This is a genomic window from Mesorhizobium sp. ArgA1 (assembly GCF_053714375.1).
In genome coordinates this window covers 79,563-102,453 of record NZ_JBSKBQ010000007.1, presented here as the reverse complement: position 1 = coordinate 102,453, position 22,891 = coordinate 79,563, and the positions used below count along the sequence as shown (strand labels likewise).

Genomic DNA, 22,891 nt, shown 5'->3' with positions numbered 1-22,891 from the left:
ATGTCGAAGGAATTGTGGATCGAAGCCGGGAAGATACTGGCGGTTGATCCCAAAGCTGTCGTCAAATGCCCTGAATGTGGGGACGCAGATCTAGACATCTTCGACGCCAAGGCGGGTGAGGATCATATCGAGCGCCACATGCGCTGCTCGAAATGCGGTGCCTACAATGCGCTCTACAAGAACATCAGTCTCGACTAGCGATAAGGCCTGGCCTCCGCCAAGCGGACCGGGGTGGCGGCAGCGCCAAGTCCATCCCACCCCGGCGCTGCGCGCCGACCCTCCCCATCAAGGGAAGGGCAAGAGCTGGCCCTACACGCCGCGCCTGAAACCCGTTACACAACTGCCATGAACCAGCACGCCAAGCTCAGAATCGGCCACTCCGCCTGTCCGCATGATTGTCCGTCGACCTGTGCACTCGAGGTCGAACTTCTTGATGGCAACCGCATCGGCCGCGTCCATGGCGCCAAGGCCAACACCTACACATCCGGCGTCGTCTGCGCCAAGGTTGCGCGCTATGCCGACCGCGTCCATCACCCCGACCGGTTGCTGAAGCCGCTGGTGCGAACCGGCGCCAAGGGCGACGGCCTCTGGAAGGAATCCAGCTGGGAAGCGGCGCTCGACCTCGTCGCCGAAAAATTCATCGCGGCCGAGGAAAAATACGGATCGGAGACCGTCTGGCCCTATTACTACGCCGGCACGATGGGGCTGGTGCAGCGCGACGGCATCGACCGGTTGCGCCATGCGAAAAAGTATTCCGGCTTCTTCGGGTCGATCTGCACCAACCTGGCCTGGACCGGCTGGATGATGGGGGCGGGTGCCTTGCGTGGTCCCGACCCGCGCGAAATGGCGAAGTCCGACTGCGTCGTGATTTGGGGCACCAATGCCGTGGTCACGCAGGTCAATGTCATGACCCACGCCATCAAGGCGCGCAAGGAACGCGGCGCCAGGATCGTCGTCATCGACGTCTACGAGAACGCTACGATGAAGCAGGCCGATATGGGGCTGGTGCTGAAGCCCGGCACGGACGGCGCGCTGGCCTGCGCGGTCATGCATGTTCTGTTCAGGGAAGGCATGGCCGACCGCGCTTACCTCGAACAGTACACCGACGATCCCAAGGGTCTGGAGGCACATCTCAAGACGCGCACGCCGGAATGGGCCTCCTCCATTACCGGCCTTGCCGCCGCCGAAATCGAGGCCTTTGCCCGCCTCGTCGGCACGACGAAGAAGACCTATTTCCGCCTTGGCTACGGCTTTTCCCGCCAGCGCAATGGCTCGGTCAACATGCATGCGGCGTCTTGCATCGCCGCCGTCACCGGCGCATGGCAGTATGAAGGCGGCGGCGCCTTCCACTCCAACTCCGGCATCTTCAAGCTGAACCAGGAGGTGCTGGAAGGCACGAAGATGCGCGACCCCTCGATCCGCCATCTCGACCATTCGCGCATTGGCCCGGTGCTGACCGGTGCCGCGGACGCGCTCTATGGCGGTCCGCCGGTGACGGCGATGCTGATCCAGAACACCAACCCTGTGAATGTCGCGCCCGAGCAGCGGCTGGTGAAGCAGGGTTTCCTGCGCGACGATTTGTTCACGTGCGTGCACGAGCAGTTCATGACCGACACGGCAAAACTTGCCGACGTCGTGCTGCCGGCAACGATGTTCCTGGAGCATGACGATGTCTACAAGGGTGGTGGCAACCAGCACATCACGCTTGGGCCCAAACTGATCGAGCCACCGGAAGGCCCGCGCACCAATCATTTCGTCATCGAGCAACTGGCCGAGCGTCTCGGCGTTGCCGACCGCTCGGGTTTTGGCCTGACCGAGCAGCAGCATATCGACATCATCCTCGGCAAGCGCGGACTGGGCAGCTTTGCCAGCCTTAAGGAAGACAAGTGGGTCGACTTGCAACCGGATTTCGAGGCGGCACACTTCGTCACTGGCTTCGGCCATGCCGACAAGAAGTTCCATTTCCGCGCCAACTGGAGCGGGCAGCAAGCGCCCAATCGGCCTCCGAAAAGTATGGGCCTGTTCGGCCCAGTGGCCGAGCTGCCGGAATTCCCCGACCATGTCGACCTGATCGAGGTCGCGGACGCCGAGCATCCGTTCCGGCTGACGACATCACCGGCGCGCAACTTCCTCAATTCGACATTTTCGGAAACACCAGTGTCGAGGGCTAAGGAGGGCCGGCCGGAACTCTTGTTGCATCCGGACGATGCCGCAGCGCTCGGATTGGGCGATGGCGACCGTATCGAGGTCGGCAACCGGCGGGGCGAAGTGGTGCTGCACGCAAAGCTGTTCGACGGCATCAAGCGTGGCGTGGTTATCGCCGAAGGCATCTGGCCGAACAGCGCCCATGAGCGCGGCGAGGGCATCAACGTGCTCACCGGCACTGATGCGCCGGCGCCCTATGGCGGTGCTGCCTTCCACGACAACAAGGTCTGGCTGCGACCAGCCGGCTGAACTATCCCGGCAGCGGCACCGTCAGCCCGACCTTGACCCGGTCCATGGCCACAAAGGTGCGGAATTTTCGCACATTCTTGCTGTCGAAGAACAGTTTGCGTGTCAGCGCCTCATAGGCGCCCATGTCGGCCACGGTGATGACCAGGATGAAATCGGCCTCGCCGGTGACGTAATAGCATTGCTGCACTTCGGGCGCCGCCGCGAATTGCCGCTTGGCCGCGTCGATCAGGTCCGAGCGTTCGCTCTCCAGCTCCACCTCGACGAAGATGGTGATGGGCTGGCCGATCGCCGCCGGCTCGATGACCGCGACGTTACCGGCAATGACGCCGGATTGTTCCATGCGCTTGATGCGCCGTTGCACTGCCGGCGCCGACAGGTTGACGGCTTCGCCGATCAGCCGCTGCGGCGTCGTGTTATCCAGCTGCAGGATGGCAAGGATGGCGAGGTCGAAACTGTCGAGTGAAGGCGATTGAGGCAAAGCGTTATCCCGGCGAAACAAACTTGCATTTTGTAACGCCAATTACAGCGCCTTTTGCGCCTCGGCTGCAATATGATTTCGTCTGATCCCAAGGAGGGCCGCCCGTGTTCCAGCTCAACAGCAATGCCTTGCACCGCCGTCCGCTCGATCCGGCCGATGCCGAAACGCTGGGGATTGCCGGCGCCGACACGGTCGAGTGCTTTCTTGCCCATCGCGACAATCACCAGCCGACGCCGCTGCATGCGCTGCCGGCGCTGGCCGACGAACTTGGCCTCGGCGCTGTTCACATCAAGGATGAGGGTCATCGCCTCGGCCTCGGCAGCTTCAAGGCGCTGGGTGGCGCCTATGCCGTGTTTCGCCTGGTGCTGGAGCAGGCGAGCCGGTCGCTCGGCCGACCCGTTGACGTTGCGGATCTCGACCGGCCCGAAATTCGGGCGGTCGCTGCCGGCATGACGGTGGCCTGCGCCACCGATGGCAATCACGGCCGCTCGGTTGCGCAAGGGGCGCAGCTTGTTGGCGCCAAGGCGGCAATCTTCGTTCACGCCGGCGTCAGCGAGGAGCGCATAGCAGCCATCGCCCGCTATGGCGCCGAGATGATCCGAGTCGACGGCAATTATGATGACTCGGTCAGGCAAGCCGCGCAGGTTTCGGCCGAGAAGGGCTGGACGGTGGTGTCCGACACCTCATGGCCAGGCTATGAGCGCATCCCCGGTCTCGTCATGCAGGGCTATACGGCGATCGTGCGCGAAGCCTTGCGTCAGTTGCCGCGCCCGCCAACCCATGTCTTCGTGCAGGCCGGTGTCGGCGGCATTGCCGCCGCGGTGGCAGGCCATTTCGCCATCGTGCTCGGCGATGCCAGGCCGACCTTCATCGTGGTAGAGCCGGCGCGCGCAGCCTGCGTTGTCGCGGCCGCCCAGGCGGGCCGCGTGGTCAAGGTTGCGCACGATCAGCCGACGGTGATGGCGATGCTGGAATGCTATGAGGCCTCGGCGGTCGCCTGGCGCGTGCTGGCGCGGGTTGCCGATGCTTTCATGACGGTGGACGAGGACGAGGCCGTCGCGGTGATGCGGCGGCTTGCCCGACCGGCTGGCGGCGATCCGGTGATTGTCGCTGGCGAGAGTGGCGGCGTCGGCCTTGCCGGGCTGGTCCGCGCGGTGGCCGACAACAAGGCGGAGCTTGGCCTCGACGGAAATTCGCGTGTGCTGCTGATCAACACCGAAGGCGCCACGGACCCGCATCGCTATGCCGAGCTGGTCGGCATGACACCGGCCGATGTGATGGTCGGCAGGACGGCAGCCGGGGCATTGGCATGATCGGGATCGATGAACAGCGCCTGCTTGGCCGTATCCGTGAGCTTGGCGGCATAGGCCGTGACGATGACGGCCGGCTGATCCGGCTCGCCGCCTCCGACACTGACAGGCAAGGCCGCGACCTCTTCGTCGGCTGGCTCAAACAGGCCGGGCTGGAAGTCGCCATCGACCGGGTCGGCAATATCTTCGGCATCTGGCAAAGTGCCGACAATGCCGGGCAGGCGCCGCTGCTCATCGGTTCGCACATCGACACCGTCATCGATGCCGGCATCTATGATGGCTGCTATGGCGTGCTTGCCGGGCTGGAGGTGATCGAGACGCTGCAGGCCTCTGGGTTCTCGCCTTCGCGTCCCATCGCGGTCGCCGCTTTCACCAATGAGGAAGGCGTTCGCTACACGCCCGACATGATGGGATCGCTGGTCCATGCCGGTGGCGCTAGCGCCGACGCGATGTTGGCCGCCATTGGCACGGACGGCAGCGTGCTCGGTGAGGAACTCGCCCGCATCGGCTATGCCGGCCACAAGGAACCTGGCTTCCTCGAGCCGCACGCCTATCTGGAGCTGCATATCGAGCAGGGACCGGTGCTGGAACGCGAAGGCGTGGCGATCGGCGCGGTCGAGAATTTGCAAGGCATTTCCTGGCAGCGCATCACCATCGATGGCGCCGCCAACCATGCCGGCACCACGCCGATGTCGATGCGCAGCGACGCTGGCCACGCCGCCGCTCGGATCATCACCTTCCTGCACGACCGGGCCACGGCTTCCAACGGGCCGACCGTGGTTACGGTCGGCACGATGCGCTTCGAGCCGAATGCCATCAATGTCATCCCCTCGCGCGCCGTGTTCACCATCGATTTGCGCGATCCCGACGAACAGCGCCTGCAGGCGCATGAGGCAGCCCTTGATGCCTATCTCGAAGAGCTTGCCGTTTCGGAGAATGTATCGATCTCGGTCGAGCGGCTCGCTCGCTTCGAGCCGGTGCTGTTCGACATCGGCATCGTCGAACGGATCGAGGCGGCCGCGAAAAACCGTGGTCTCGCTGTGAGGCGCATGACCTCCGGCGCCGGCCATGACGCGCAAATGATGGCGCGCATCGCGCCGGCGGCGATGATCTTCGTGCCAAGCGCCGGCGGCATCAGCCATAGTCCGCTCGAACATACCGAGGATGCCGAGCTTGTCGCCGGCGCCAACATCCTGCTTGATGTCGCCACCCAGCTTGCAAGATAGGTCCGAGAAAAATGACCGAATTCGATCGTGATGCGCTGCAGCGGGAGATGACCGGCTGGCGGCGGGACCTGCACGCCCATCCCGAGTTCGGTTTCGAGGAAAGGCGCACGGCGGCATTCGTCGCCGCCAAGCTGCGTGAATTCGGGCTGGACGACGTCGCGGAGGGCGTCGGCGGCACCGGCGTCGTCGGCACGCTGAAGCGCGGCAGCGGCAACCGGGCGATTGCGCTCAGGGCCGATATGGATGCGCTGCGCATCACCGAGCAGTCGGCCGCAAGCTATCGTTCGCAAAACCCCGGCTTCATGCATGCCTGTGGCCATGACGGCCACACCACTATGCTCCTTGGCGCCGCGAAGCTGCTGGCCACTGAGGGCGGGTTCGATGGCACCGTGCGTTTCGTCTTCCAGCCGGCCGAGGAGTGGGGCAAAGGAGCCTTGGCGATGCTCGATGACGGCCTGATGCAGCGCTTTCCCTTCGACGAGATTTTTGGCCTGCACAACATACCGGGCCTGCCCATCGGCCATTTCGAAACCCGTGCCGGCCCGATGATGTCGGCGGAGGACAATTTCGAGATCGTGCTCAAGGGGGTCGGCGGCCATGCGGCGCGGCCGCATTCCGGGAAGGAGACACTGGTCGCCGCCTGCGCGCTGGTCACCAATCTTCAGACCATCGTCTCGCGCCGGCTGAGCCCCGCCGACATTGCGGTGGTTTCAGTGACCGAGCTGATCACCGACGGCACCCGTAACGCGCTGCCTGGTCTTGCCCGCATCCTCGGTGATGCCCGCTCTTTCCGTCCTGAAGTCAGCGCCGAGATCGAGCGCCAGATGCGGGTCATCGCAGCCGGCACGGCCGCCGCTTACAATGTTGCCGCCGAGATCACCTACAGCAGGGAATTCGTGCCGCTGCAGAATGATGCCGAGCTCGTCGACGAGGCGTTCGCCGCCGCCAGGCGCGTGCTGGCCGACAACGCCGTCGGCGTCGCGGCGGAGCCGATGACCGGCTCGGAGGATTTCGCCCGCTTTTTAGATCACGTGCCGGGCTGTTTCGTTTTCCTCGGCAATGGCGAGGCCTCAGCCCCGCTGCACAATTCCAGCTACGACTTCAACGATGACGGGCTGTTGCATGGCACGAATTTCCACGCCGCCATCGTCAGGCAAAGACTAGGCGGCGAAGCCGGCAAATGACCGCGGCCTGATTGCGGGTCCGGCTTCGCTGTTGGCCCAAACGGCTGCGCTGGTCCCAGCCAGCTCCCGGGTTTAGGGGACATGAGCTGTAGCCGGAGATCGCACGCCAATGGCCAGGGTTTCGCTTCTGGGAATACCGCATGATGAGAACTCGTCCTATCTGAAGGGCGCGGCCGCGGCGCCCGCGCTGATCCGGCGCGAACTCGGCAGCGATGCCCACTCCTCGTGGAGTGAAACCGGCTTCGATGTGGCGGACAGTTTTCTCGATCATGGCGACATCGACTTTTCCGGAACCGGCGACCCGTGGGAACGGATCGAAGCCGAGGTCGGCCGCGCGCTGGACGTCGGCCATCCGCTGATCAGCCTCGGCGGCGACCACGCGATCGCCTGGCCGGTGCTGCGCGCCGTGCGTCACCGCCATCCCAGGCTGACGATCGTCCAGATCGATGCCCATCCCGACATCTACGATGCGTATCAAGATAACAAACGCTCGCACACGTCGTCTTTCGCGCGCATCCTCGAGGAGGGGCTCGCCGACAGGGTGATCCAGATCGGCTTGCGCACGCTCAACGACGGGATTCGCGACCGGCTCGCGCACTTTGGCGTCGAGGTGATCGAGGCGCGTCATTTCAGCGAGGATCTGCGGCTGGATCTCAAGACGCCGGTCTATCTCACCGTCGATCTCGACGGCCTCGACCCGGCCTGTGCGCCCGGCGTTTCGCACCGCGAACCCGGTGGTCTTACAACCCGGCAAGTGATCAACCTGATCCAGCGGATCGATCAGCCGATCGTTGGGGCCGATGTCGTCGAATACAATGTGAACCAGGATGTCTCCAACCTGACCGCGCTGGTCGCCGCCAAGCTGGTGAAAGAGATCGCCGGCATGATGATCAAGACGCATGGCGCAGCTTGATTCAATCTGGCAAGGCGGCATGCCAGACGATTGTTCGGTAAAGCATTTCCAGTGAGAGCCGCATGCCGCAGCTATTGAAGATTGCCATAGCCGGGACGCTCGGCCGCATGGGACGGCAGATGGTCGATGCCGTCGAGGCTGATCCCAGGCTACAGCTCGTGGCGCGGTTCCATCGGCCGGGCAACACCAGTGAGGGGCTGGTCGATCGTGACGAGGCGCTGGCGCTTGCCGATGTCGTCATAGACTTCACCACGCCGGCTGCCTCGCTCGAACTGGCGCAGGCTTGCGCCGCGCGCGGTGGCCCGGCGCTGGTCATCGGCTCGACCGGCTTCGAGCCGGCCGAGCTCGCCGCCATCGCCACCGCTTCGAAGTCCGTCGCCATCGTGCGCTCCGGCAGCTATTCGCTCGGACTCAACATGCTGGCCGGGCTGGTCGAGCAGGCGGCGCGGGGGCTTGGTTCCGACGATTGCGATGTCGAAATCCTCGAAGCGCATCACCGCTTCAAGGTCGATGCGCCGTCTGGCACGGCGCTGATGCTGGGCGAGGCGGCCGCGCGCGGACGCGGCGTCGATCTCGACGATGTCGCGAGACGCGCTCGCGACGGCGTCACCGGTCCGCGCCCCGCCGACGAGATCGGCTTTGCCGTGCTGCGCGGCGGCAGCATCGTCGGCGAGCACAGTGTGAGCTTTCTCAGTGAAGGCGAGACGCTCACGCTTTCGCATTCCGCCGGCGACCGCTCGATGTTCGCCCGCGGCGCCATAGCGGCGGCGCTCTGGGTCGCCGGCCGGCCGCCGGGCGAATACGACATGCGCGGCGTTCTGGGGTTCGACAAAAGCGCCGGGCACTGACCCTGCCAATCCCTTGCAGGGCTGCGGTTGTCGCTGCTTTCCCGCCATCGACGCACCGTATCGTGACCGATGAGCGCCGGCTCAGCGATTGGTCGTGTCGTATAGCCAGTGCTATAGATTAACTACTTGATATCACGATAGAAAATTTCCGCCGCCGCGTCATTCAGCGGATTTCAAGAACGAACCGAACGGTTCGGTTCGCACATTTTTGTGATTGGTAATGTCAACAAGGCAGACCCAAATCGGGGTGGTCCGAGCGACGCGAACTCCTCCCAAGGCACGCCACTAGACGGACAGGACCAGATATCTGGAGTATTTTAAAATGACCAAGATCGCTCTTACCGCTGCTGCCCTCCTCGTTGCCACAGGCACCGCTTTCGCAAGCAGCGACCACTACGGCTCTGACGGTGTCAACCAGCCTGCTGTGACCGCGTCGACCGCTCAGGCCGGCAACATCGACCACAGCTATACGGCCTCGATCGGCCAGCCGGGCACCTTCGGCGGCTTCACGATCAAGGGCGACTCGAACCAGCCGCAATCCGGCCAGGGCATCTGGGGCCGTTGATTTCTGGCAAATCGTCGACCACAAAGAGCGGCGGGCTTGGCCCGTCGCTCTTGTTTTTGCGGAGCCGGCCTGGGTTCCGCGCGGTCTGAATCAACGCGGCAGCGATCCATTCTATCTTCTTGTTTGCACGTCATCTTTCTAGGCCGCGCTTGGCGATCTTCGTTCGCGGCCGGCCCGTTTCCGTCCACTGAGCGCGTTTGGGCACTGGCAGCTTCGGCGTCAGCCCAAATCCTTCGGCCTGATGCAATGCGTCAACCGGGCTGTGCCGAGGGCGAGATCCGCCCAGCCATCATCGACGACAAAGCGGGCAAGGGCGCCGGTCGGGAATTTCTCTTCGAGCTTCCTCAGAGCTCCGGCATCCGATCGCGGACTGGCAAGCCGGCGCGCAAAATCCTCCATGTCGGGATTATGGCCTAGCACCAGGAGACAGCCAGCCGATGTGATGGCCTGTTGCACCTCGGCCAGAATGTCACCGGCAGTGGCCCCGAAGAGCGCTTCGGCAAACTCCACCGATACTTTCGCCGGTAGTTCTGCCGAGACCAGCCGCCATGTCTCACGCGTGCGCAGCGCCGGCGACACCAGCGCCAGGTCAGGCAGCCAGTCACGCCTGGTCAGTTCGCGCCCGATCAGCGGCGCTGCCTTCAGTCCGCGCGGGGCAAGCGGCCGGTCGAAATCGCCGAGCGCCGGATCGTCCCAGCTCGACTTGGCGTGGCGCAGCAGGAGCAGCTGTTTCATCGATTTCACCTCAAGCGATCTGCTTGTCGGCGGCCTCGCGCAAGACCTCTTCTCCCCACTGGTTCAGGCTCTTGCCTGCGACTTCCGCTGCCAGCGCGACTTTCGAATGGACCGAGGGATCGACGCGAAGCATGAGATTTCCGGAATAGGGTTTTTGCGGCGATTTGCCGATTTTTGCGCAGGTTTCGACATAGTCGTCCACAGCCTCGTGGAAGGCTGCTTTCAGCCCCGCGACAGTTTCCGAATGGAACGATACGCCGTCGCGAATTCCAGCAATCCGGCCGAAGAAAATCTCGTCGTCATCGTCATACTCGACACGGGCGGAATAGCCCTTGTAGGTCATCGCATTCACTGTTTCACTCCGGTTCTCGACAGGAATTGGCCGACCGAAATCGGCGAGCCGATTTGCATGAAGCAGCAGGAGCAACTGCCTCATCAGTCTCGATTCACGACCACGGGATGTCAGGCTGGAAGTCGGTGCCGTATTGGCCGCCATGCTTCGTACCAGTTGCAGTGTCGAAGGCCGCCCAGAGCACGCCGAAGATGAAAACGCCTGCACGCCGTCCGTCCGTATCCCATCTCACCGCTATGTCCTTCTCGGTGATCGCCCAGACGCCCGATCGAATGTGAATTGCATCAATCACCGCTCCTACATTTCCGTCTTGGATTCGGTAAAGGTAGAAATATGCCGTGGCATCTTGCGGCTCACCTGCCTCGTCATACTCGAATACACCGGCCAGATCGCCCTTTGTCCGGATAGCGCTATCGAAAACGTCCATGGCTAGGTTTTCTACCACGCGCAACGACATATTGGCGACCCTGGAGCCGCCTCAGGGCGTGATGCGCGCCAGCTGTTCGAGGTCGCGCTCCTCGCGCAGCGGGTCGGGCGCCATCACCACCGAAGTTCCGTTGTCGGCGTCGTCGGCGAAGTGCGCCAGCACGGTGCGGCCGCCTTCCATGCGCGCCTTGCCGTCGGCGACGAGGCCGAGCGCCAGTGCATAGAGCCGGTGCTCGGCCTTCAGCACACGGGCGGCAAGTGTGTCCTCATTGTCGCCGACCATCACCGGCACCGCGGCTTGTGCGATGATCGGGCCGTCATCCATCTCGGGTGTGACGAAATGCACGGTGCAGCCATGGATGCGCATGCCGGCGCGCAAGGCGCGCGCGTGTGTGTCCAGCCCTTTGAAAGCCGGCAGCAGGGCAGGGTGGATGTTGAGCATGCGCCCCTGCCATTTCTCGACCAGGCCACGCGAAAGGATGCGCAGATAGCCGGCCAGCGCCACGATCTCGGCATTGAACGCAATCAGCGCGGCGTCGATCGCCGCATCATGCGCTTCCTTGCTGGCATGGTCGGCGCGCACGATGACCTTGGTTGGAATGCCCCGCGCGGCGGCGATGCCGAGGCCGGCGGCGTTGGCCCTGTCGGAAATGATGCCGACGATCTCGGCCGGATAGGCCGGATCGCTGGCGGCGGCGATCAGCGCCGTCATGTTGGAGCCGCGTCCCGAGATCAAGACAACCGTGCGTTTCCTGCTCATAGGCCGATCGAGCCCCGATAGATGACGCCGGCGTCGCGGCGCGGCACGATGCGGCCGATCGGCGTCACCGTCTCGCCGGCCTCCTGCAGCACGGCGGCGACCTGCGCGGCCTGGCCGGAGGCGACGACGAGGATCATGCCGACGCCGCAGTTGAAGGTGCGCATCATCTCTTCCGGCGCCACGCCACCGGTTTTCGCCAGCCAGGAAAAGACCGGCGGCACATCGATGGCATTGAGGTCGAGCTCGGCGGAAAAGTCCTTCGGCAGGACGCGCGGGATGTTTTCGGGAAAACCGCCGCCGGTGATGTGGGCCAGCGCCTTGATGCCATGCGTGCCGCGGATCGCCTTGAGGATCGACTTCACGTAAATGCGCGTCGGCTCAAGCAGCGCCTCGGCCAGCGTCGCCTCGTCGTTGAACGGCGCCGGATCGCTCCAGGCAAGCCCACTGACGCCGACAATGCGGCGAACCAGCGAAAAACCGTTGGAATGCAGGCCCGACGAGGCAAGGCCAAGCAGCACGTCGCCCTCGACAATATCGTCGGTCGGCAGCAACTGGCCGCGTTCAGCCGCGCCCACGGCAAAGCCGGCAAGGTCGTAATCGTTGCCATGATACATGCCGGGCATTTCGGCCGTCTCGCCGCCGATCAGCGCGCAGCCGGCCTGCCGGCAGCCCGTCGCGATGCCGCCGACGATCGCCGCCCCCTGCTCGGGGTCGAGCTTGCCGGTGGCGAAATAGTCGAGGAAGAACAGCGGCTCCGCCCCTTGTACGACAATGTCGTTGACGCACATGGCGACGAGGTCGATGCCGATCGTGTCATGCTTGCCGGCATCGATGGCGATCTTCAGCTTGGTGCCGACGCCGTCATTGGCGGCAACCAGCACCGGGTCTGTGAAACCGGCGGCCTTGAGGTCGAACAGGCCGCCAAAGCCGCCGATCTCGCCATCGGCGCCCGGCCGGCGCGTCGCGCGCACCAGCGGCTTGATCTTCTCGACCATGAGGTTGCCGGCATCGATGTCGACGCCCGCCTCGGCATAGGTGAGCCCGTTCTTGCGCTTGGCCCGGTCGCCCTTGCTCATCGTCGGCGCATCCCTGTTTCCGTTGCGGGCTCTTCGCATGAATGATTTCGGGGGGCAAGGACAAGGGCTGCTTCCGCAGACAAAACCGTGGAAAGTGGGCGAAGCGCCGAAGCTGCCAATCTCCCTCCTTGCGGGGGAGATGTCCGGCAGGACAGAGGGGGGTGTGAAGGATCACCGGCCTGTCCCGTATAATCACCAGCGCGCAGAAATGGTGCGCTGACACGCCGGCGGGACAGCCCCCCCTCTGCCTTGCCAGGCATCTCCCCCGCAAGGGGGGAGATCGGCAGCTTCGCCACTTGCGCCCATTCTTCGTCTCCATCATCTATCAGCGGAACAAGACATGGCGGGACATGCCTTTGACCATCCCCAATTTGATCACCATCATGCGCTTTGTTCTGGTCCCGGCCGTGGTGCTGGCGATGCTGAACATGCGCTGGGACTGGGCGTTTGCCGGCTTTCTCGTTGCCGGCATTTCCGATGGCGTCGACGGCTTTATCGCCCGCCGCTTCAACCAGCATTCGAAACTCGGCGCCTATCTCGATCCGATGGCAGACAAGGTGCTGCTGGTCTCGGTGTTCGTGGTCATGGGCTTTATCGGCGAGCTGCCGCTGTGGCTGGTGGTCACCATGGTGTCGCGCGATGCGCTGATCATCTGCGCCGTGCTTTTATCCACGGTTATGGCACACCCGGTCGAGATGAAGCCGCTCTATGTGTCGAAGGCCAACACCGCCGCCCAGATCGTGTTGGCGGCCGTGGTGCTGGGCGAACTTGCCCTTGGCCTCCACCTCGACCCGCTCAGGCCCGCGCTCATATTGCTGTCCGGGGTCTTGACCGTGGCTTCGGCCGCAGCCTATCTCGTGGCTTGGCTGAGGCATATGAGCGGCTATGGCGAAGGCTCCACCCCGGGTAGTTGATAACAGTGCCGCGACTGCAGCGGTAGCAGATGCGGCTGCGTCGGCAGCGTTTCGTCGCCAGATTTTCTTCTGGCTGGGTACGGCCGTATTCCTGGCGCTGTTCCTCTACATCTTCTCCAGCATCCTGCTGCCGTTTGTCGCCGGCATGGTGCTTGCCTATTTCCTCGACCCGGTTGCCGACCGGCTGCAGCGCCTCGGCCTTTCCCGGCTGATGGCAACTGTGGTCATCCTCATTGCCTTCATCGTCGTGCTGGTGCTGGCCTTTGTCATCCTGATTCCGGTGCTGGCGACGCAGATGGCTGATTTCGCCAGCAAGCTGCCGGAATATCTGACCCGGCTGCAGTCGCTGATCACCAGCTTCGACCCGAAATGGCTGGAGCAGAAATTCGGCGTCAATGCCAATGGCCTGCGCGACGGGCTGAATTCGCTGCTCACCTCGGGCTTCGGTCTGTTGAGCACCGTTTTCACCTCGATCTGGAGTTCCGGCGTTGCGCTGGTCTCGGTGGTCAGCCTGTTCGTGGTCACCCCGGTCGTTGCCTTCTACATGCTGCTCGACTGGGACCGCATGGTGGCGGTCGTCGACAGCTGGGTGCCGCGCGACTATGTCGGCACGGTCAGGGCGATCTTCAGGGACATCAACACCGCGACCGCCGGCTTCGTGCGCGGCCAGGGCACACTGTGCCTGGTGCTCGGCGCCATGTACGCCACCGGCCTGACGCTGACCGGGTTGAATTTCGCCATCCTCATCGGCCTGTTCGCCGGGCTGATCTCCTTCATTCCCTATGTCGGCTCGCTGACCGGCCTGGTGCTGGCGGTCGGCGTTGCTTTCGTCCAATTCTGGCCGGACTGGACCATGATCGTCGCCGTCGCGGTGGTGTTCTTCATCGGCCAGTTCATCGAGGGCAACATCCTGCAGCCAAGGCTGGTCGGAAAAAGCGTCGGCCTGCATCCGGTGTGGCTGATGTTCGCGCTGTTTGCCTTCGGCGCCCTGTTCGGCTTCGTCGGCCTGCTGATTGCTGTGCCGGCCTCGGCCGCGGTTGCCGTGCTGGTGCGCTTTGCCATCGCCAGGTATCTGGAATCGCCGCTCTACAAGGGACACTCTACCGAGCCCGTCCCGCCGCTCCCCGCCAATCGCGGCGGGGGCCACCGCTCGCCGCGCGGCTGAACGTGGCTGATCAAAAGACCGAACCGCCGTGCCAGCTGCCGCTCGACCTTGGCCACGGCACCGGCTATTCGCGCGACGAGCTGGTGGTGTCGGCCACCAATCGCGAGGCGGTGGCCTTGGTCGACCGCTGGCCGGACTGGCCCTCCCCGGTGATCGTGCTGGCCGGCCCGGCCGGTTCCGGCAAGACACATCTAGGCTCGATTTGGCAGGCGCGGGCCAACGCCATGGCGGTCGATGCCCAGCGCATCGGCGCTGTCATCACCGGGCTTGGCGGCAGGCCGGCGCTGATCGACGATGTCGACAAGACAGCGATCGACGAGGCGGGCCTGTTCCACCTGATCAATGAAGTGCGCGGCGCTGGGTCCACCTTGCTGTTGACGGCGCGGCGCTTCCCCGCGGCGTGGGGGGTAACGCTGCCCGATCTCGCCTCGCGGCTGAAGGCGGCGGCAACCGTCGAGATCCATGAGCCGGACGACCTGCTTCTGGCCGGCGTCATCACCAAACTGTTCGCCGACCGCCAGGTCGAGGTCGAGCAGCATGTCGTGCAATATCTCGTGCGCCGCATCGAGCGCTCACTGGCCACCGCCATGCGTGTGGTCGAACGGCTCGACCGCACCGCGCTCGAGCGCAAGACGCCGATCACAAGGGCGCTCGCCGCCGAGATCGTCAGTGCCATGGACGAGGGGCAGGGCGAGTTCGAGATTTAAGGCTGTAGAGGGAGAAGAACTCCGCGCCTGTCCCATTTCGGGAAAACATATGCTGGCATCCATCTTGCAAAACTGCGTCTGCCGGCTGACCCCGGTCCTGATCACGTTCCTGATCGGGTTGTAGGCTCGCCGGGAGTGATGATTGGGGTTCTCGCCCGGCGAGCTTACCTTCAGGCAGAATGATCGCCAGAATGTTCAGCAGAAGGGCGCGCTCCCTTTACGCCCACAACGGGGCCAGATACCGCACCAGCAGGTAGACCGCCGTATGCGCCGCCACGTAGGACGCGGCGACGACGACAAAGAACGCCAGGCTGGCGGGCCACGACCGGGGTGGGCCCTGCCTCTTGCTCGGCCGGTTGTTCCAGATCCACAGCGCAGCACAAATAATGGCCCAGACGACCACGAACGGGATCGCGATGCCGAGATAAGCGAAGTAGGCAGGGCCTATCAGCGACAGCCATGCCTCGAGACCAAGCATCCGCACCCCCTTTTTGCCGAAGTCTAGACCGGCAACGGTGATGGAAGCGAGGGGATTATCCGTCAGGCGCGCGTCCGGCGTTAGATATGGGCCGTCGACGTGAGCCCGTGGCGCCCCGACGTGGCTTGCAGGCGCACTGCGACACCAGATCGCCGGCTGTCATCAGGCCGGTGGCAATCGCGATAACCAGGCATGCCAGAAAGACGATGATTCCGAGCCGGAAGCGGGACAACGCCTGGCGGATGCCAGGGCCGAGTCGGGCTTCCAGCGCGGCAAAGCGCCAGGATCCAAGGCGGACGTAGTTGCCGAATTTCTCCCCCGGCGGCGAGACGCGCCATACCGCCAGCGCCGCCCACATCGCCACCGCCCAGCCAATGAACCCGAAAACAATCAGGATCGCGGACAGTGCTTGCATGATATGTCGACCCCCGCCGATTTGCGCTGGCAATGCGCAGAACCAACGTTAGGACAAGCTGTTGGCAGACACGCAGGGGATTTGCGGCATGGGCAGCAGGTCTGTTAGCCAGGATCGCTCTTCGAGATCAGACTGGCGATAAATCGAGAGCGGGATCCGTCCCATCCGCAGAGTGTGCATCGGTTATTTTGAAACTGATGTCCGCAGGGCGGGTACCCATAAAGATGGAACGCACATTCGGGACAGAGGCTGAGCATTTCGCTGCTGTCGGCGAAATATGTGCTGCGGCATTCATCGCAGACATTGGTTGGTCGGTCGCTCATTGTATTTCAATCCAAGCTGGGCGCACTGCATTCAATCCAGACGCGACTGAACGAAATCGATGAAGGCGCGCACCTTGGCCGCCGGCAGATGGCGGGACGGGTAGAGCGCATAGAGCGGAAAGCTTTCGCCGAGCCAGTCGGGTAGAACCTCGACCAGCGCGCCTTGCCGGATGAGGTGCTGCACGCCGACCGCCTTGATCCGGGCGATGCCGACGCCGCCGAGGCACGCGCCGAGCATTGTGCCGAACTCGGTGACCATCAGGCGGCCCGTTGTCCTGACGTCGACGATTTCGTTGTTCCTGCGGAACCGCCATTCCTCGATGGGCTGGCCGGTGAGCGAATCCCGGACCTGGATGCAGGCGTGGTTGACAAGATCGGAGGGGACCTGTGGGTGGCCGTAATCCTCGAGATAGGCCGGCGCGGCAACGGTCACGGTTCGGGTGTCGCTCAGCTTCCTCGCCACCAGCGACGACACTGGCGGCGTTCCGAACCGGATGGCGATGTCGAAACCTTCACCCACCAGATCGCCCAACTGATCGCGGGCGACCAGTTCGAGCGACAGGTCGGGATAGAGCGCCAGGAATTCGTGGATGTGCGGCGTCAAGAGCAGGCGTGAGAAGAACGCGTCCACATTGACCCGCAGCCGGCCGCGCACCGCAATCGATGTGCCCGACGTCACCGTCACCGCGTCCTCGATGCCCGACAGCAGCGGGGCGACCTCGGCATAAAGCCGGCGCCCCTCGTCGGTCAGCGCCACCGCGCGCGTCGTGCGGTCGAGCAGCCGGACGCCGACGCGGGCTTCCAGGCGCGACACGGCGCGGCTGACACCCGAACGCGACAGGCCAAGCGCGTCCGCCGCCCTTGCAAAGCTGCCGCCTTCGGCGATCGCCGCCAGCACGCCGACATTGGAGATGATGCGTCCGTCGAAGGTCACGAGGCTCGTCCGTTGATTCAGAGTCAACAATATTATGATTTAATGGCACTCATCGCAACAGTGCGTTTGGCGCTAAACATCCCGTCATCCAAAAACAGCCGGCAACCGGCTGAGCAAAAAGCGGAGACGGATCATGTATGCAATCACCGGTGTCACAGGCAAAGTCGGCGGGGCGGTGGCGCGCGCCTTGCTCGCCGCCGGCCAGCCCGTCCGCGCCATAGTTCGCGACGCCGGCAAAGGCCGGCAATGGGCAGCGCTTGGCTGCGAGGTCGCGGTCGCGGCAATGGAGGATCCTGTAGCCTTGACGCAGGCTTTCGCCGGCGCCGCGGCGGTGTTCATCCTGCCGCCGCCGGTATTCGACCCGGAGCCCGGCTACCCGGAAGCGCAAGCGGTGATCGACAGTGTCGTGGAGGCGCTGCGAGCGGCCAGCCATGCCAGGGTCGTCTGCCTGTCGACTGTCGGTGCCGATGCGGCTCACGACAATCTGTTGTCGCAGCGCACGATGATGGAGGCAGCGCTGCGCCAGCTTCCGCGTGCGCTGACCCTGCTTCGGCCGGCCTGGTTTATCGACAATGCCGCCTGGGACGTCGCATCGGCACGCGACACCGGACTCATCCACAGCTTCCTAGTGCCCACGGACAGGGCGCTGCCGATGGTTGCCGCCGCCGATGTCGGCCGGCTGGCCGCCGAACTCATCCAGCAGAACTGGACGGGCATACGAATCGTCGAGATGGAGGGACCTTGTCGTGTCTCTCCAAATGACATCGCGGCCGCTTTTGCCGCTGCCCTTGGCAGGCCGGTACGTGCCGTGGCGATACCACGCGAAAACTGGGAGGCGCTCCTCCGTTCGCAAGGCATGAAGAACCCACAGCCGCGTCTGCGGATGCTCGACGGCTTCAACGAGGGCTGGATCGAATTCCCCGACGATGGCGAAGGGACGATCAAGGGCACCACACGCCTGGCTGACGTGGTTGCAGCGCTTACCGCCGGCACGGTGGCCTAGCTAAACTGCTCAGGCCCACAGATTCGCCGCCACCCACTCAGCAACGAGGCGGGGTCTCGCCGATCATCGGCAGGGACGGGCTTTACGGGGAGAAAAATGGTCGGAGTGGAGAGATTCGAACTCCCGACCCTCTGGTCCCAAACCAGATGCGCTACCAGGCTGCGCTACACTCCGAGGCCCTGCGGCGTATAAGGTTCCGGGCCCTGCGGCGCAACCCCTAAAACGTCAAACCGGACCTGGCGGTCTGCGCTCCCTCGCGATCCTGGCAGCGATCGCCTTGGCCTGGATGCGGGCATTGGCGAAGCAGCCGCGGATGCTCGGCCGCATCCCGGTGAACCACAGGCCCGGCAGCTTCGGGTCGCGGTCGGCGCCGTTGAACAGCGGCACGCCCTTGTCGTCGAGCACGCCGAGCTTGCCCAACATGGCCTCGAGCCCGGTGCGGTAGCCGGTCGCCGCGATGACGATATCGGGCTGGATCATCTCGCCATTGTCGAAAATGACAGTGTCGCGGGTGAATTCCCGCACCGTCGGCAGCACGATGATGCGGCCGTCCTTGATGGCGTCGACGGCGCCGTCATCGGTGGCGATGGCCGTATAATCCGACGCCAGCCGGCTTGCCCCGCCCGAAGGCGTCGGTGGCAGGCCGAAGGCGGCGAGGTCACCGAAGACCAGCCGCTGCGTCGCTGCCATAACCGCATCGGCAAGCTTGAACGGCAGCCGCGCCAGCATCGGCGAAAAGCGGTGGACGGCGATCTGGCGGATGCGCTTGGGCAGCAGCGCCGGGCCGTTTCGTGCAGACAGCCAGATCTGCGCCGTGTCCACCCGCGCCAGATGGTTGAGCACGTCGAAACCGGAATTGCCGGCGCCGACGACCAGCACTTTCCTGCCGGCATAGTCACCAGCTTCGCCAAACTCTGCCGAATGGATAATGCGCCCGGCAAAGGCCTCCACGCCCTTCCAGGCCGGAATGAAGGGCTGCCGGTCGCGCCCGGTGGCGATGACGACATGGCGCGCCCGTCGCGGTCCGGCGCCGGTCCGCACAAGCCAGTGGTCACCGTCGAAGGCGATCTCATCGACCGAGACCCCGAACTCGACCGGCAGCCGGTGCATGGTGCGGAATTCGTTTAGATGGCGGATGACGGCGCTTCGGTGCGGAAAGGCAGGAGTGCCGGCGGGAAAGGAGACGCCCGGGAGTGCCGAGAGATCGCGATGCGTGTTGAGGTGAAGCTGTGCATGGCGCCGGTGCCATGGCTCGGCCAGCCGGGCTTCCTTTTCCAGCACCATCACTTGTACGCCGGCCTTGAGCAGCGCGTGGGCTGCGGTCAGCCCGGCACCGCCGGCGCCGATCACGATCACGCCGTCGAAAATCCCTTGCTGGCCGGCTTCAGCGTACAAAATCCCTGTATCCATGCCTCTATGTGTCGCCATAATGACCATGACTTTTGATGCCACGCCAGTGTATCGGGCCTATGCCGCTTCCGAGGCGGCGCGGTTGCAGGCCGCTTCGGCCTTGCCGTCGGCAGTGTTGCACAGTATTGACTGAAATAAGGCGGCGCTACCGCCAACGCAGCCACGAGGTGCCCATGTCCGCGCGTATTTTCAGCCCAGCCAAAACCGCGATGCAGTCCGGCAAGGCCAAGACCGGCCATTGGGTGCTGGAATTCGATCCCGCCCAGCGCAAGAAGATCGATCCGCTGATGGGCTACACCACGTCTGGCGACATGCTGAGCCAGATCCGGCTCACCTTCGAGACCAGGGAAGAGGCGGTGGCCTATGCCGAAAAGCAGGGGCTGGCCTTCCGCGTCGAGGAGCCGAAGGAGACCAAGCGCCGGCAGATTTCCTACGCGGAAAATTTCCGCTATGACCGCAGGATACCCTGGACGCATTGACCGGCGGACAGTGTCGTCGCAAAGACATTAGCCGGCCCGGCCGGCCAGCGGTCCCGTAGCTCAGCTGGATAGAGCACCGGCCTTCTAAGCCGATGGTCACAGGTTCGAATCCTGTCGGGATCGCCAATAATTCAACGGCTTAGCTCAGGTGCCGCTCCAAAAAATCCAACATCTCACCCTTGTCTCCGCGGATCGCGAAGTGGGCGGCAGCATCATCCTTGGGTGCTGCCTGAGAAGCAGGTCGCCGGCAGTAACGTTATGGTCTTGTAGAAAGAACGCGACGCTGGTAGGCTTTGGTCCGATGTTGGATAGGACTTTAGTCTGGCTATTTGGCTGGATTTTTGTTTTGTGCCAGCTGGGACTTGGCGCGGGTTTTTCGCCGTTTATGTCGCCTCGGTTGAGTGGGCGTGACGCGACGAGATCATCGCAACGGTTCATACACACAGGTCTGCTGGCGCCATGGCCCCATGTCGCCTGATGAGCGCGAAAGTATGTGGAATCGATGATTTCGAAAAAACTTGCCGCCAATGCCGAAACTGCCGCCGCCTTTCTCAACTTGATGGGAAATGAGAAGCGGCTTTTGATCATGAACCATCTGGCCGGTGGCGAACTCTCGGTCGGTATCCTTGCCGAGAGAGTTCTGCTCAGCCAATCGGCCCTGTCGCAGCATCTTGCCAAGCTTCGCGCCTTCGGCCTTGTCGACACCCGTCGCGAACGTCAGATGGTCTACTATTCCTGCTCGTCCGGTGCGGCGCGCGAACTGCTTGCCATGCTGGATGGCTTCCTGGCGACCGAAAGACCGCTCACGGGGCCGGGCCCGCATTACGTCGCCGAAAGGCTGCGCCGGGCGCGAGCAGCCTGAGGGCAGGCATCGCCTGATTTGATTGACCCCTAGCCGCTAACGCGCGAAGCGATATGGGCGCCATCCCGGCGCCGATCGCTAGTATTTTCGACGATTTTTGCGGCTCTCCGGCGTTGGGTCGTCCATGCCGGCCGGACCGCACCTCGTTGGGCGCCAACACGGGCGCTGCGCCGATCCGTGCCAAACTTGCGCGGCTTCTAATATAGGAGCACAGTTCGAAGCGTTGAGGGAGAACGGCTCACAAGCAAAAATTCGGGAGGAAACCATGAACAGCATGAGCCTCACCACGCTTGAACGCGGCAAGACGACCGTCGACGCTGCGGTCCTTGAAGCGCTTTCGGCAAAATTGCGCGGCACACTGCTTCAGGCAGGCGACGCCGCCTACGACGAAGCACGCACCGTCTGGAATGCCACGGTCGACCGGCGCCCCGGTCTCATAGTGTGTTGCGTCGGCGCCTCCGACGTCATCAGTGCCGTGAATTTCGCCCGGGAAAACAGGCTTCTCGTCTCCGTGCGCGGCGGCGGCCACAACATTGCTGGCAGTGCCGTCTGCGATGGCGGCCTGATGATCGATCTGTCGGCGATGAAGTCGGTGCGGGTCGATGTCGTGGGGCGGCGGGCATGGGTCGGGCCCGGCGCCACGCTCGTCGATGTCGACCGGGAAACACAGGCTTTTGGCCTGGTGGTGCCGACGGGTATCAACTCGACCACCGGCATATCAGGCTTGACGCTGGGTGGCGGCTTCGGCTGGATCACCCGCAAATTCGGCCTGACCATCGACAATCTTGTTTCAGCCGATGTGGTCACCGCCGATGGCAAGTTGCTGCGCGCCAGCCAGAAGGACAATCCGGACCTGTTCTGGGCGCTGCGTGGCGGCGGCGGTAATTTCGGCATCGTCACGGCGTTCGAGTTCCAACTCTACGAGATGGGTCCGCAGGTTCTGTCGGGGCTCGTCGTCCATCCCTTCGCCGACGCCGAAAAGGTGCTGCAGGACTATCGCAAGGCGCTCGAAACCGCGCCCGACGAACTGACCTGCTGGGTGGTCATGCGGCAGGCGCCGCCGCTGCCCTTCCTGCCGGCCGAGTGGCATGGCAAGGAGGTGCTGGTGCTGGCCATGTGCTATTGCGGCGACATCCAGGCGGGCGAGAAGGCGACGCAGAAGCTTCGCGCCATCGGCACGCCGATTGCCGATGTTGTCGGTCCCAACCCGTTCACCGGCTGGCAGCAGGCCTTCGACCCGCTGCTGGCGCCGGGCGCCCGCAACTATTGGAAGAGCCACGACCTGACCGAGCTTTCCGACAGCGCGATTGGCGTCACCACTTCGGCGATTACGAGGCTTCCAGGCCCCGAATGCGAAATTTTCTTTGGCCATGTCGGTGGTGCGGCAGGCCGCGTCAAAGCAGATGCAACTGCGTTTCCGCAGCGCAGCTCGCATTTCGTCATGAACGTCCACGCCCGCTGGCGCGAACCGGCAATGGACAAGGCCTGCATCGATTGGGCTCGCGGTCTCTATGAAGCAGTCAAGCCCTATGCCGCCGGCACGGCTTACGTGAACTTCATGCCGGAGGACGAGGTCGACCGGGTCGAAGCGGCCTATGGCGGCAACTATCGCCGGCTTCTGGAAATCAAGCAGCGCTACGACCCGCTGAACCTGTTCCGCATGAACCAGAATCTACGGCCGAAAGAAAGCCAGCGCGCCGCTTGAGGCGGCAGCGCGTGATCCCGAACCGGAGATCCGTGCGAGCGAATATCGGTATCGATTTTGCTGCATTGACCTTCGGTTCGGAGCGGGTTGAGACCGGCATCGGATAGTCCATTCGCACCCACTGGCCGTGGCTTCTGGTTGTCGCCTATGATTGGCATTATACGGCGAC

Annotated in this window: 25 protein-coding genes and 2 tRNA genes; 16 read left to right on the top strand and 11 right to left on the bottom strand. The window is 63.8% G+C overall.

Annotated elements, in window-relative coordinates; genetic code table 11:
• Nucleotides 1-198, top strand: a complete 198-nt coding sequence (locus ACWGTI_RS17505; protein WP_454588269.1) for a hypothetical protein — start codon at nt 1-3, stop codon at nt 196-198.
• Between the two features lie 147 nt (nt 199-345).
• Entirely contained in the window at nt 346-2,454 is a 2,109-nt protein-coding gene (locus tag ACWGTI_RS17500; protein WP_454588268.1) for a molybdopterin-containing oxidoreductase family protein, read from the top strand.
• A 1-nt stretch (nt 2,455) separates the two neighbouring features.
• On the opposite strand, the gene ACWGTI_RS17495 is transcribed toward ACWGTI_RS17500, so the two are convergent.
• Complete coding sequence (locus ACWGTI_RS17495; protein ID WP_454588267.1) at nt 2,456-2,932, bottom strand: Lrp/AsnC family transcriptional regulator; 477 nt, start codon at nt 2,930-2,932, stop codon at nt 2,456-2,458.
• 104 nt (nt 2,933-3,036) lie between these two features.
• On the opposite strand from ACWGTI_RS17495, the gene ACWGTI_RS17490 reads away from it, so the two are divergent.
• The 6 genes from ACWGTI_RS17490 to ACWGTI_RS17465 all read left to right on the top strand — a co-directional run bounded on the left by ACWGTI_RS17490 (nt 3,037) and on the right by ACWGTI_RS17465 (nt 8,978).
• Complete coding sequence (locus ACWGTI_RS17490) at nt 3,037-4,245, top strand: diaminopropionate ammonia-lyase (RefSeq protein WP_454588266.1); 1,209 nt, start codon at nt 3,037-3,039, stop codon at nt 4,243-4,245.
• Nucleotides 4,242-5,468: an allantoate amidohydrolase gene (locus ACWGTI_RS17485; RefSeq protein ID WP_454588265.1), complete on the top strand. Its 1,227-nt coding sequence runs from the start codon at nt 4,242-4,244 to the stop codon at nt 5,466-5,468. The genes ACWGTI_RS17490 and ACWGTI_RS17485 overlap by 4 nt, the downstream gene beginning before the upstream one ends.
• A gap of 11 nt (nt 5,469-5,479) precedes the next feature.
• Nucleotides 5,480-6,652 carry a M20 aminoacylase family protein gene (locus ACWGTI_RS17480; protein ID WP_454588264.1) on the top strand — a complete coding sequence of 391 codons (1,173 nt, stop codon included), beginning with the start codon at nt 5,480-5,482 and terminating at the stop codon, nt 6,650-6,652.
• Nucleotides 6,653-6,761: 109 nt separating this feature from the next.
• Nucleotides 6,762-7,565, top strand: a complete 804-nt coding sequence (locus ACWGTI_RS17475; protein WP_454588263.1) for an arginase family protein — start codon at nt 6,762-6,764, stop codon at nt 7,563-7,565.
• A gap of 62 nt (nt 7,566-7,627) precedes the next feature.
• Nucleotides 7,628-8,413 (top strand): 4-hydroxy-tetrahydrodipicolinate reductase, encoded by a 786-nt coding sequence (dapB, locus tag ACWGTI_RS17470; RefSeq protein WP_454588262.1) that lies wholly within the window; start codon nt 7,628-7,630, stop codon nt 8,411-8,413.
• A gap of 322 nt (nt 8,414-8,735) precedes the next feature.
• Complete coding sequence (locus ACWGTI_RS17465; protein WP_454588261.1) at nt 8,736-8,978, top strand: DUF680 domain-containing protein; 243 nt, start codon at nt 8,736-8,738, stop codon at nt 8,976-8,978.
• Nucleotides 8,979-9,197: 219 nt separating this feature from the next.
• Here the strand turns inward: ACWGTI_RS17465 and ACWGTI_RS17460 are convergent, their stop codons facing one another.
• The 5 genes from ACWGTI_RS17460 to purM form a co-directional block, all read right to left on the bottom strand.
• Nucleotides 9,198-9,713: a SixA phosphatase family protein gene (locus tag ACWGTI_RS17460; protein WP_454588260.1), complete on the bottom strand. Its 516-nt coding sequence runs from the start codon at nt 9,711-9,713 to the stop codon at nt 9,198-9,200.
• Between the two features lie 10 nt (nt 9,714-9,723).
• Nucleotides 9,724-10,065: a type II toxin-antitoxin system HicB family antitoxin gene (locus ACWGTI_RS17455; RefSeq protein WP_454588407.1), complete on the bottom strand. Its 342-nt coding sequence runs from the start codon at nt 10,063-10,065 to the stop codon at nt 9,724-9,726.
• A gap of 94 nt (nt 10,066-10,159) precedes the next feature.
• On the bottom strand, nt 10,160-10,492 hold the full coding sequence (locus ACWGTI_RS17450) for a hypothetical protein (RefSeq protein WP_454588259.1): 333 nt from the start codon (nt 10,490-10,492) through the stop codon (nt 10,160-10,162).
• Nucleotides 10,493-10,543: 51 nt separating this feature from the next.
• Entirely contained in the window at nt 10,544-11,251 is a 708-nt protein-coding gene (purN, locus tag ACWGTI_RS17445; RefSeq protein ID WP_454588258.1) for a phosphoribosylglycinamide formyltransferase, read from the bottom strand.
• Nucleotides 11,248-12,327: a phosphoribosylformylglycinamidine cyclo-ligase gene (gene purM, locus ACWGTI_RS17440; protein ID WP_454588257.1), complete on the bottom strand. Its 1,080-nt coding sequence runs from the start codon at nt 12,325-12,327 to the stop codon at nt 11,248-11,250. Before purM ends, purN begins: the two co-directional genes overlap by 4 nt.
• Before the next feature lie 356 nt (nt 12,328-12,683).
• Between purM and ACWGTI_RS17435 the strand changes: the two genes are divergently transcribed.
• From ACWGTI_RS17435 to hdaA, 3 genes are read left to right on the top strand one after another with little or no spacing between them, the layout of a single operon-like run.
• Nucleotides 12,684-13,241, top strand: coding sequence for a CDP-alcohol phosphatidyltransferase family protein (locus tag ACWGTI_RS17435; RefSeq protein ID WP_454588406.1), 558 nt, complete (start codon nt 12,684-12,686; stop codon nt 13,239-13,241).
• Nucleotides 13,213-14,406 (top strand): AI-2E family transporter, encoded by a 1,194-nt coding sequence (locus ACWGTI_RS17430; RefSeq protein ID WP_454588256.1) that lies wholly within the window; start codon nt 13,213-13,215, stop codon nt 14,404-14,406. The genes ACWGTI_RS17435 and ACWGTI_RS17430 overlap by 29 nt, the downstream gene beginning before the upstream one ends.
• A gap of 2 nt (nt 14,407-14,408) precedes the next feature.
• On the top strand, nt 14,409-15,113 hold the full coding sequence (hdaA, locus tag ACWGTI_RS17425; RefSeq protein ID WP_454588255.1) for a DnaA regulatory inactivator HdaA: 705 nt from the start codon (nt 14,409-14,411) through the stop codon (nt 15,111-15,113).
• A gap of 217 nt (nt 15,114-15,330) precedes the next feature.
• Here the strand turns inward: hdaA and ACWGTI_RS17420 are convergent, their stop codons facing one another.
• From ACWGTI_RS17420 to ACWGTI_RS17410, 3 genes are all read right to left on the bottom strand, one after another.
• The gene (locus ACWGTI_RS17420) at nt 15,331-15,591 is read right to left on the bottom strand and encodes a hypothetical protein (RefSeq protein ID WP_454588254.1); all 261 of its coding nucleotides are present in this window, start codon (nt 15,589-15,591) and stop codon (nt 15,331-15,333) included.
• Between the two features lie 55 nt (nt 15,592-15,646).
• Nucleotides 15,647-16,006 carry a hypothetical protein gene (locus tag ACWGTI_RS17415; protein ID WP_454588253.1) on the bottom strand — a complete coding sequence of 120 codons (360 nt, stop codon included), beginning with the start codon at nt 16,004-16,006 and terminating at the stop codon, nt 15,647-15,649.
• A gap of 354 nt (nt 16,007-16,360) precedes the next feature.
• Nucleotides 16,361-17,263, bottom strand: a complete 903-nt coding sequence (locus ACWGTI_RS17410; RefSeq protein ID WP_454588252.1) for a LysR family transcriptional regulator — start codon at nt 17,261-17,263, stop codon at nt 16,361-16,363.
• Between the two features lie 133 nt (nt 17,264-17,396).
• Here ACWGTI_RS17410 and ACWGTI_RS17405 point away from each other — a divergent pair, with 133 nt between their 5' ends.
• The gene (locus ACWGTI_RS17405; protein ID WP_454588251.1) at nt 17,397-18,266 is read left to right on the top strand and encodes an NmrA family NAD(P)-binding protein; all 870 of its coding nucleotides are present in this window, start codon (nt 17,397-17,399) and stop codon (nt 18,264-18,266) included.
• 97 nt (nt 18,267-18,363) lie between these two features.
• On the opposite strand, the gene ACWGTI_RS17400 is transcribed toward ACWGTI_RS17405, so the two are convergent.
• Together ACWGTI_RS17400 and ACWGTI_RS17395 are read right to left on the bottom strand one after the other, a co-directional pair.
• Nucleotides 18,364-18,440, bottom strand: a tRNA-Pro gene (locus tag ACWGTI_RS17400).
• A gap of 51 nt (nt 18,441-18,491) precedes the next feature.
• A complete protein-coding gene (locus ACWGTI_RS17395; protein ID WP_454588250.1) occupies nt 18,492-19,676 on the bottom strand; it encodes a flavin-containing monooxygenase in 1,185 nt (394 codons plus the stop codon).
• A gap of 173 nt (nt 19,677-19,849) precedes the next feature.
• On the opposite strand from ACWGTI_RS17395, the gene ACWGTI_RS17390 reads away from it, so the two are divergent.
• The 4 genes from ACWGTI_RS17390 (at nt 19,850) to ACWGTI_RS17375 (ending at nt 22,722) form a co-directional block, all read left to right on the top strand.
• Entirely contained in the window at nt 19,850-20,155 is a 306-nt protein-coding gene (locus ACWGTI_RS17390; RefSeq protein WP_454588249.1) for an ETC complex I subunit, read from the top strand.
• A gap of 49 nt (nt 20,156-20,204) precedes the next feature.
• Nucleotides 20,205-20,281 (top strand) — tRNA-Arg (locus ACWGTI_RS17385).
• 376 nt (nt 20,282-20,657) lie between these two features.
• The gene (locus ACWGTI_RS17380; RefSeq protein WP_454577788.1) at nt 20,658-21,017 is read left to right on the top strand and encodes an ArsR/SmtB family transcription factor; all 360 of its coding nucleotides are present in this window, start codon (nt 20,658-20,660) and stop codon (nt 21,015-21,017) included.
• 265 nt (nt 21,018-21,282) lie between these two features.
• Nucleotides 21,283-22,722 (top strand): FAD-binding oxidoreductase, encoded by a 1,440-nt coding sequence (locus ACWGTI_RS17375; RefSeq protein ID WP_454588248.1) that lies wholly within the window; start codon nt 21,283-21,285, stop codon nt 22,720-22,722.
• The last annotated feature ends 169 nt before the right edge of the window (nt 22,723-22,891 follow it).

Excerpts from the sequence above, each read along its gene's own strand:
- dapB (WP_454588262.1), top strand. The coding sequence starts at position 7,628 with ATGCCGCAGCTATTGAAGATTGCCATAGCCGGGACGCTCGGCCGCATG.
- ACWGTI_RS17500 (WP_454588268.1), top strand. The coding sequence starts at position 346 with ATGAACCAGCACGCCAAGCTCAGAATCGGCCACTCCGCCTGTCCGCAT.
- purN (WP_454588258.1), bottom strand. The coding sequence starts at position 11,251 with ATGAGCAGGAAACGCACGGTTGTCTTGATCTCGGGACGCGGCTCCAAC.
- ACWGTI_RS17505 (WP_454588269.1), top strand. The coding sequence starts at position 1 with ATGTCGAAGGAATTGTGGATCGAAGCCGGGAAGATACTGGCGGTTGAT.
- ACWGTI_RS17375 (WP_454588248.1), top strand. The coding sequence starts at position 21,283 with ATGAACAGCATGAGCCTCACCACGCTTGAACGCGGCAAGACGACCGTC.
- ACWGTI_RS17465 (WP_454588261.1), top strand. The coding sequence starts at position 8,736 with ATGACCAAGATCGCTCTTACCGCTGCTGCCCTCCTCGTTGCCACAGGC.
- ACWGTI_RS17390 (WP_454588249.1), top strand. The coding sequence starts at position 19,850 with ATGTCCGCGCGTATTTTCAGCCCAGCCAAAACCGCGATGCAGTCCGGC.
- ACWGTI_RS17395 (WP_454588250.1), bottom strand. The coding sequence starts at position 19,676 with ATGGATACAGGGATTTTGTACGCTGAAGCCGGCCAGCAAGGGATTTTC.
- ACWGTI_RS17475 (WP_454588263.1), top strand. The coding sequence starts at position 6,762 with ATGGCCAGGGTTTCGCTTCTGGGAATACCGCATGATGAGAACTCGTCC.
- ACWGTI_RS17485 (WP_454588265.1), top strand. The coding sequence starts at position 4,242 with ATGATCGGGATCGATGAACAGCGCCTGCTTGGCCGTATCCGTGAGCTT.
- ACWGTI_RS17450 (WP_454588259.1), bottom strand. The coding sequence starts at position 10,492 with ATGGACGTTTTCGATAGCGCTATCCGGACAAAGGGCGATCTGGCCGGT.
- ACWGTI_RS17420 (WP_454588254.1), bottom strand. The coding sequence starts at position 15,591 with ATGCTTGGTCTCGAGGCATGGCTGTCGCTGATAGGCCCTGCCTACTTC.
- ACWGTI_RS17415 (WP_454588253.1), bottom strand. The coding sequence starts at position 16,006 with ATGCAAGCACTGTCCGCGATCCTGATTGTTTTCGGGTTCATTGGCTGG.
- ACWGTI_RS17405 (WP_454588251.1), top strand. The coding sequence starts at position 17,397 with ATGTATGCAATCACCGGTGTCACAGGCAAAGTCGGCGGGGCGGTGGCG.
- ACWGTI_RS17460 (WP_454588260.1), bottom strand. The coding sequence starts at position 9,713 with ATGAAACAGCTGCTCCTGCTGCGCCACGCCAAGTCGAGCTGGGACGAT.
- ACWGTI_RS17480 (WP_454588264.1), top strand. The coding sequence starts at position 5,480 with ATGACCGAATTCGATCGTGATGCGCTGCAGCGGGAGATGACCGGCTGG.
- ACWGTI_RS17380 (WP_454577788.1), top strand. The coding sequence starts at position 20,658 with ATGATTTCGAAAAAACTTGCCGCCAATGCCGAAACTGCCGCCGCCTTT.
- ACWGTI_RS17430 (WP_454588256.1), top strand. The coding sequence starts at position 13,213 with ATGGCGAAGGCTCCACCCCGGGTAGTTGATAACAGTGCCGCGACTGCA.
- purM (WP_454588257.1), bottom strand. The coding sequence starts at position 12,327 with ATGAGCAAGGGCGACCGGGCCAAGCGCAAGAACGGGCTCACCTATGCC.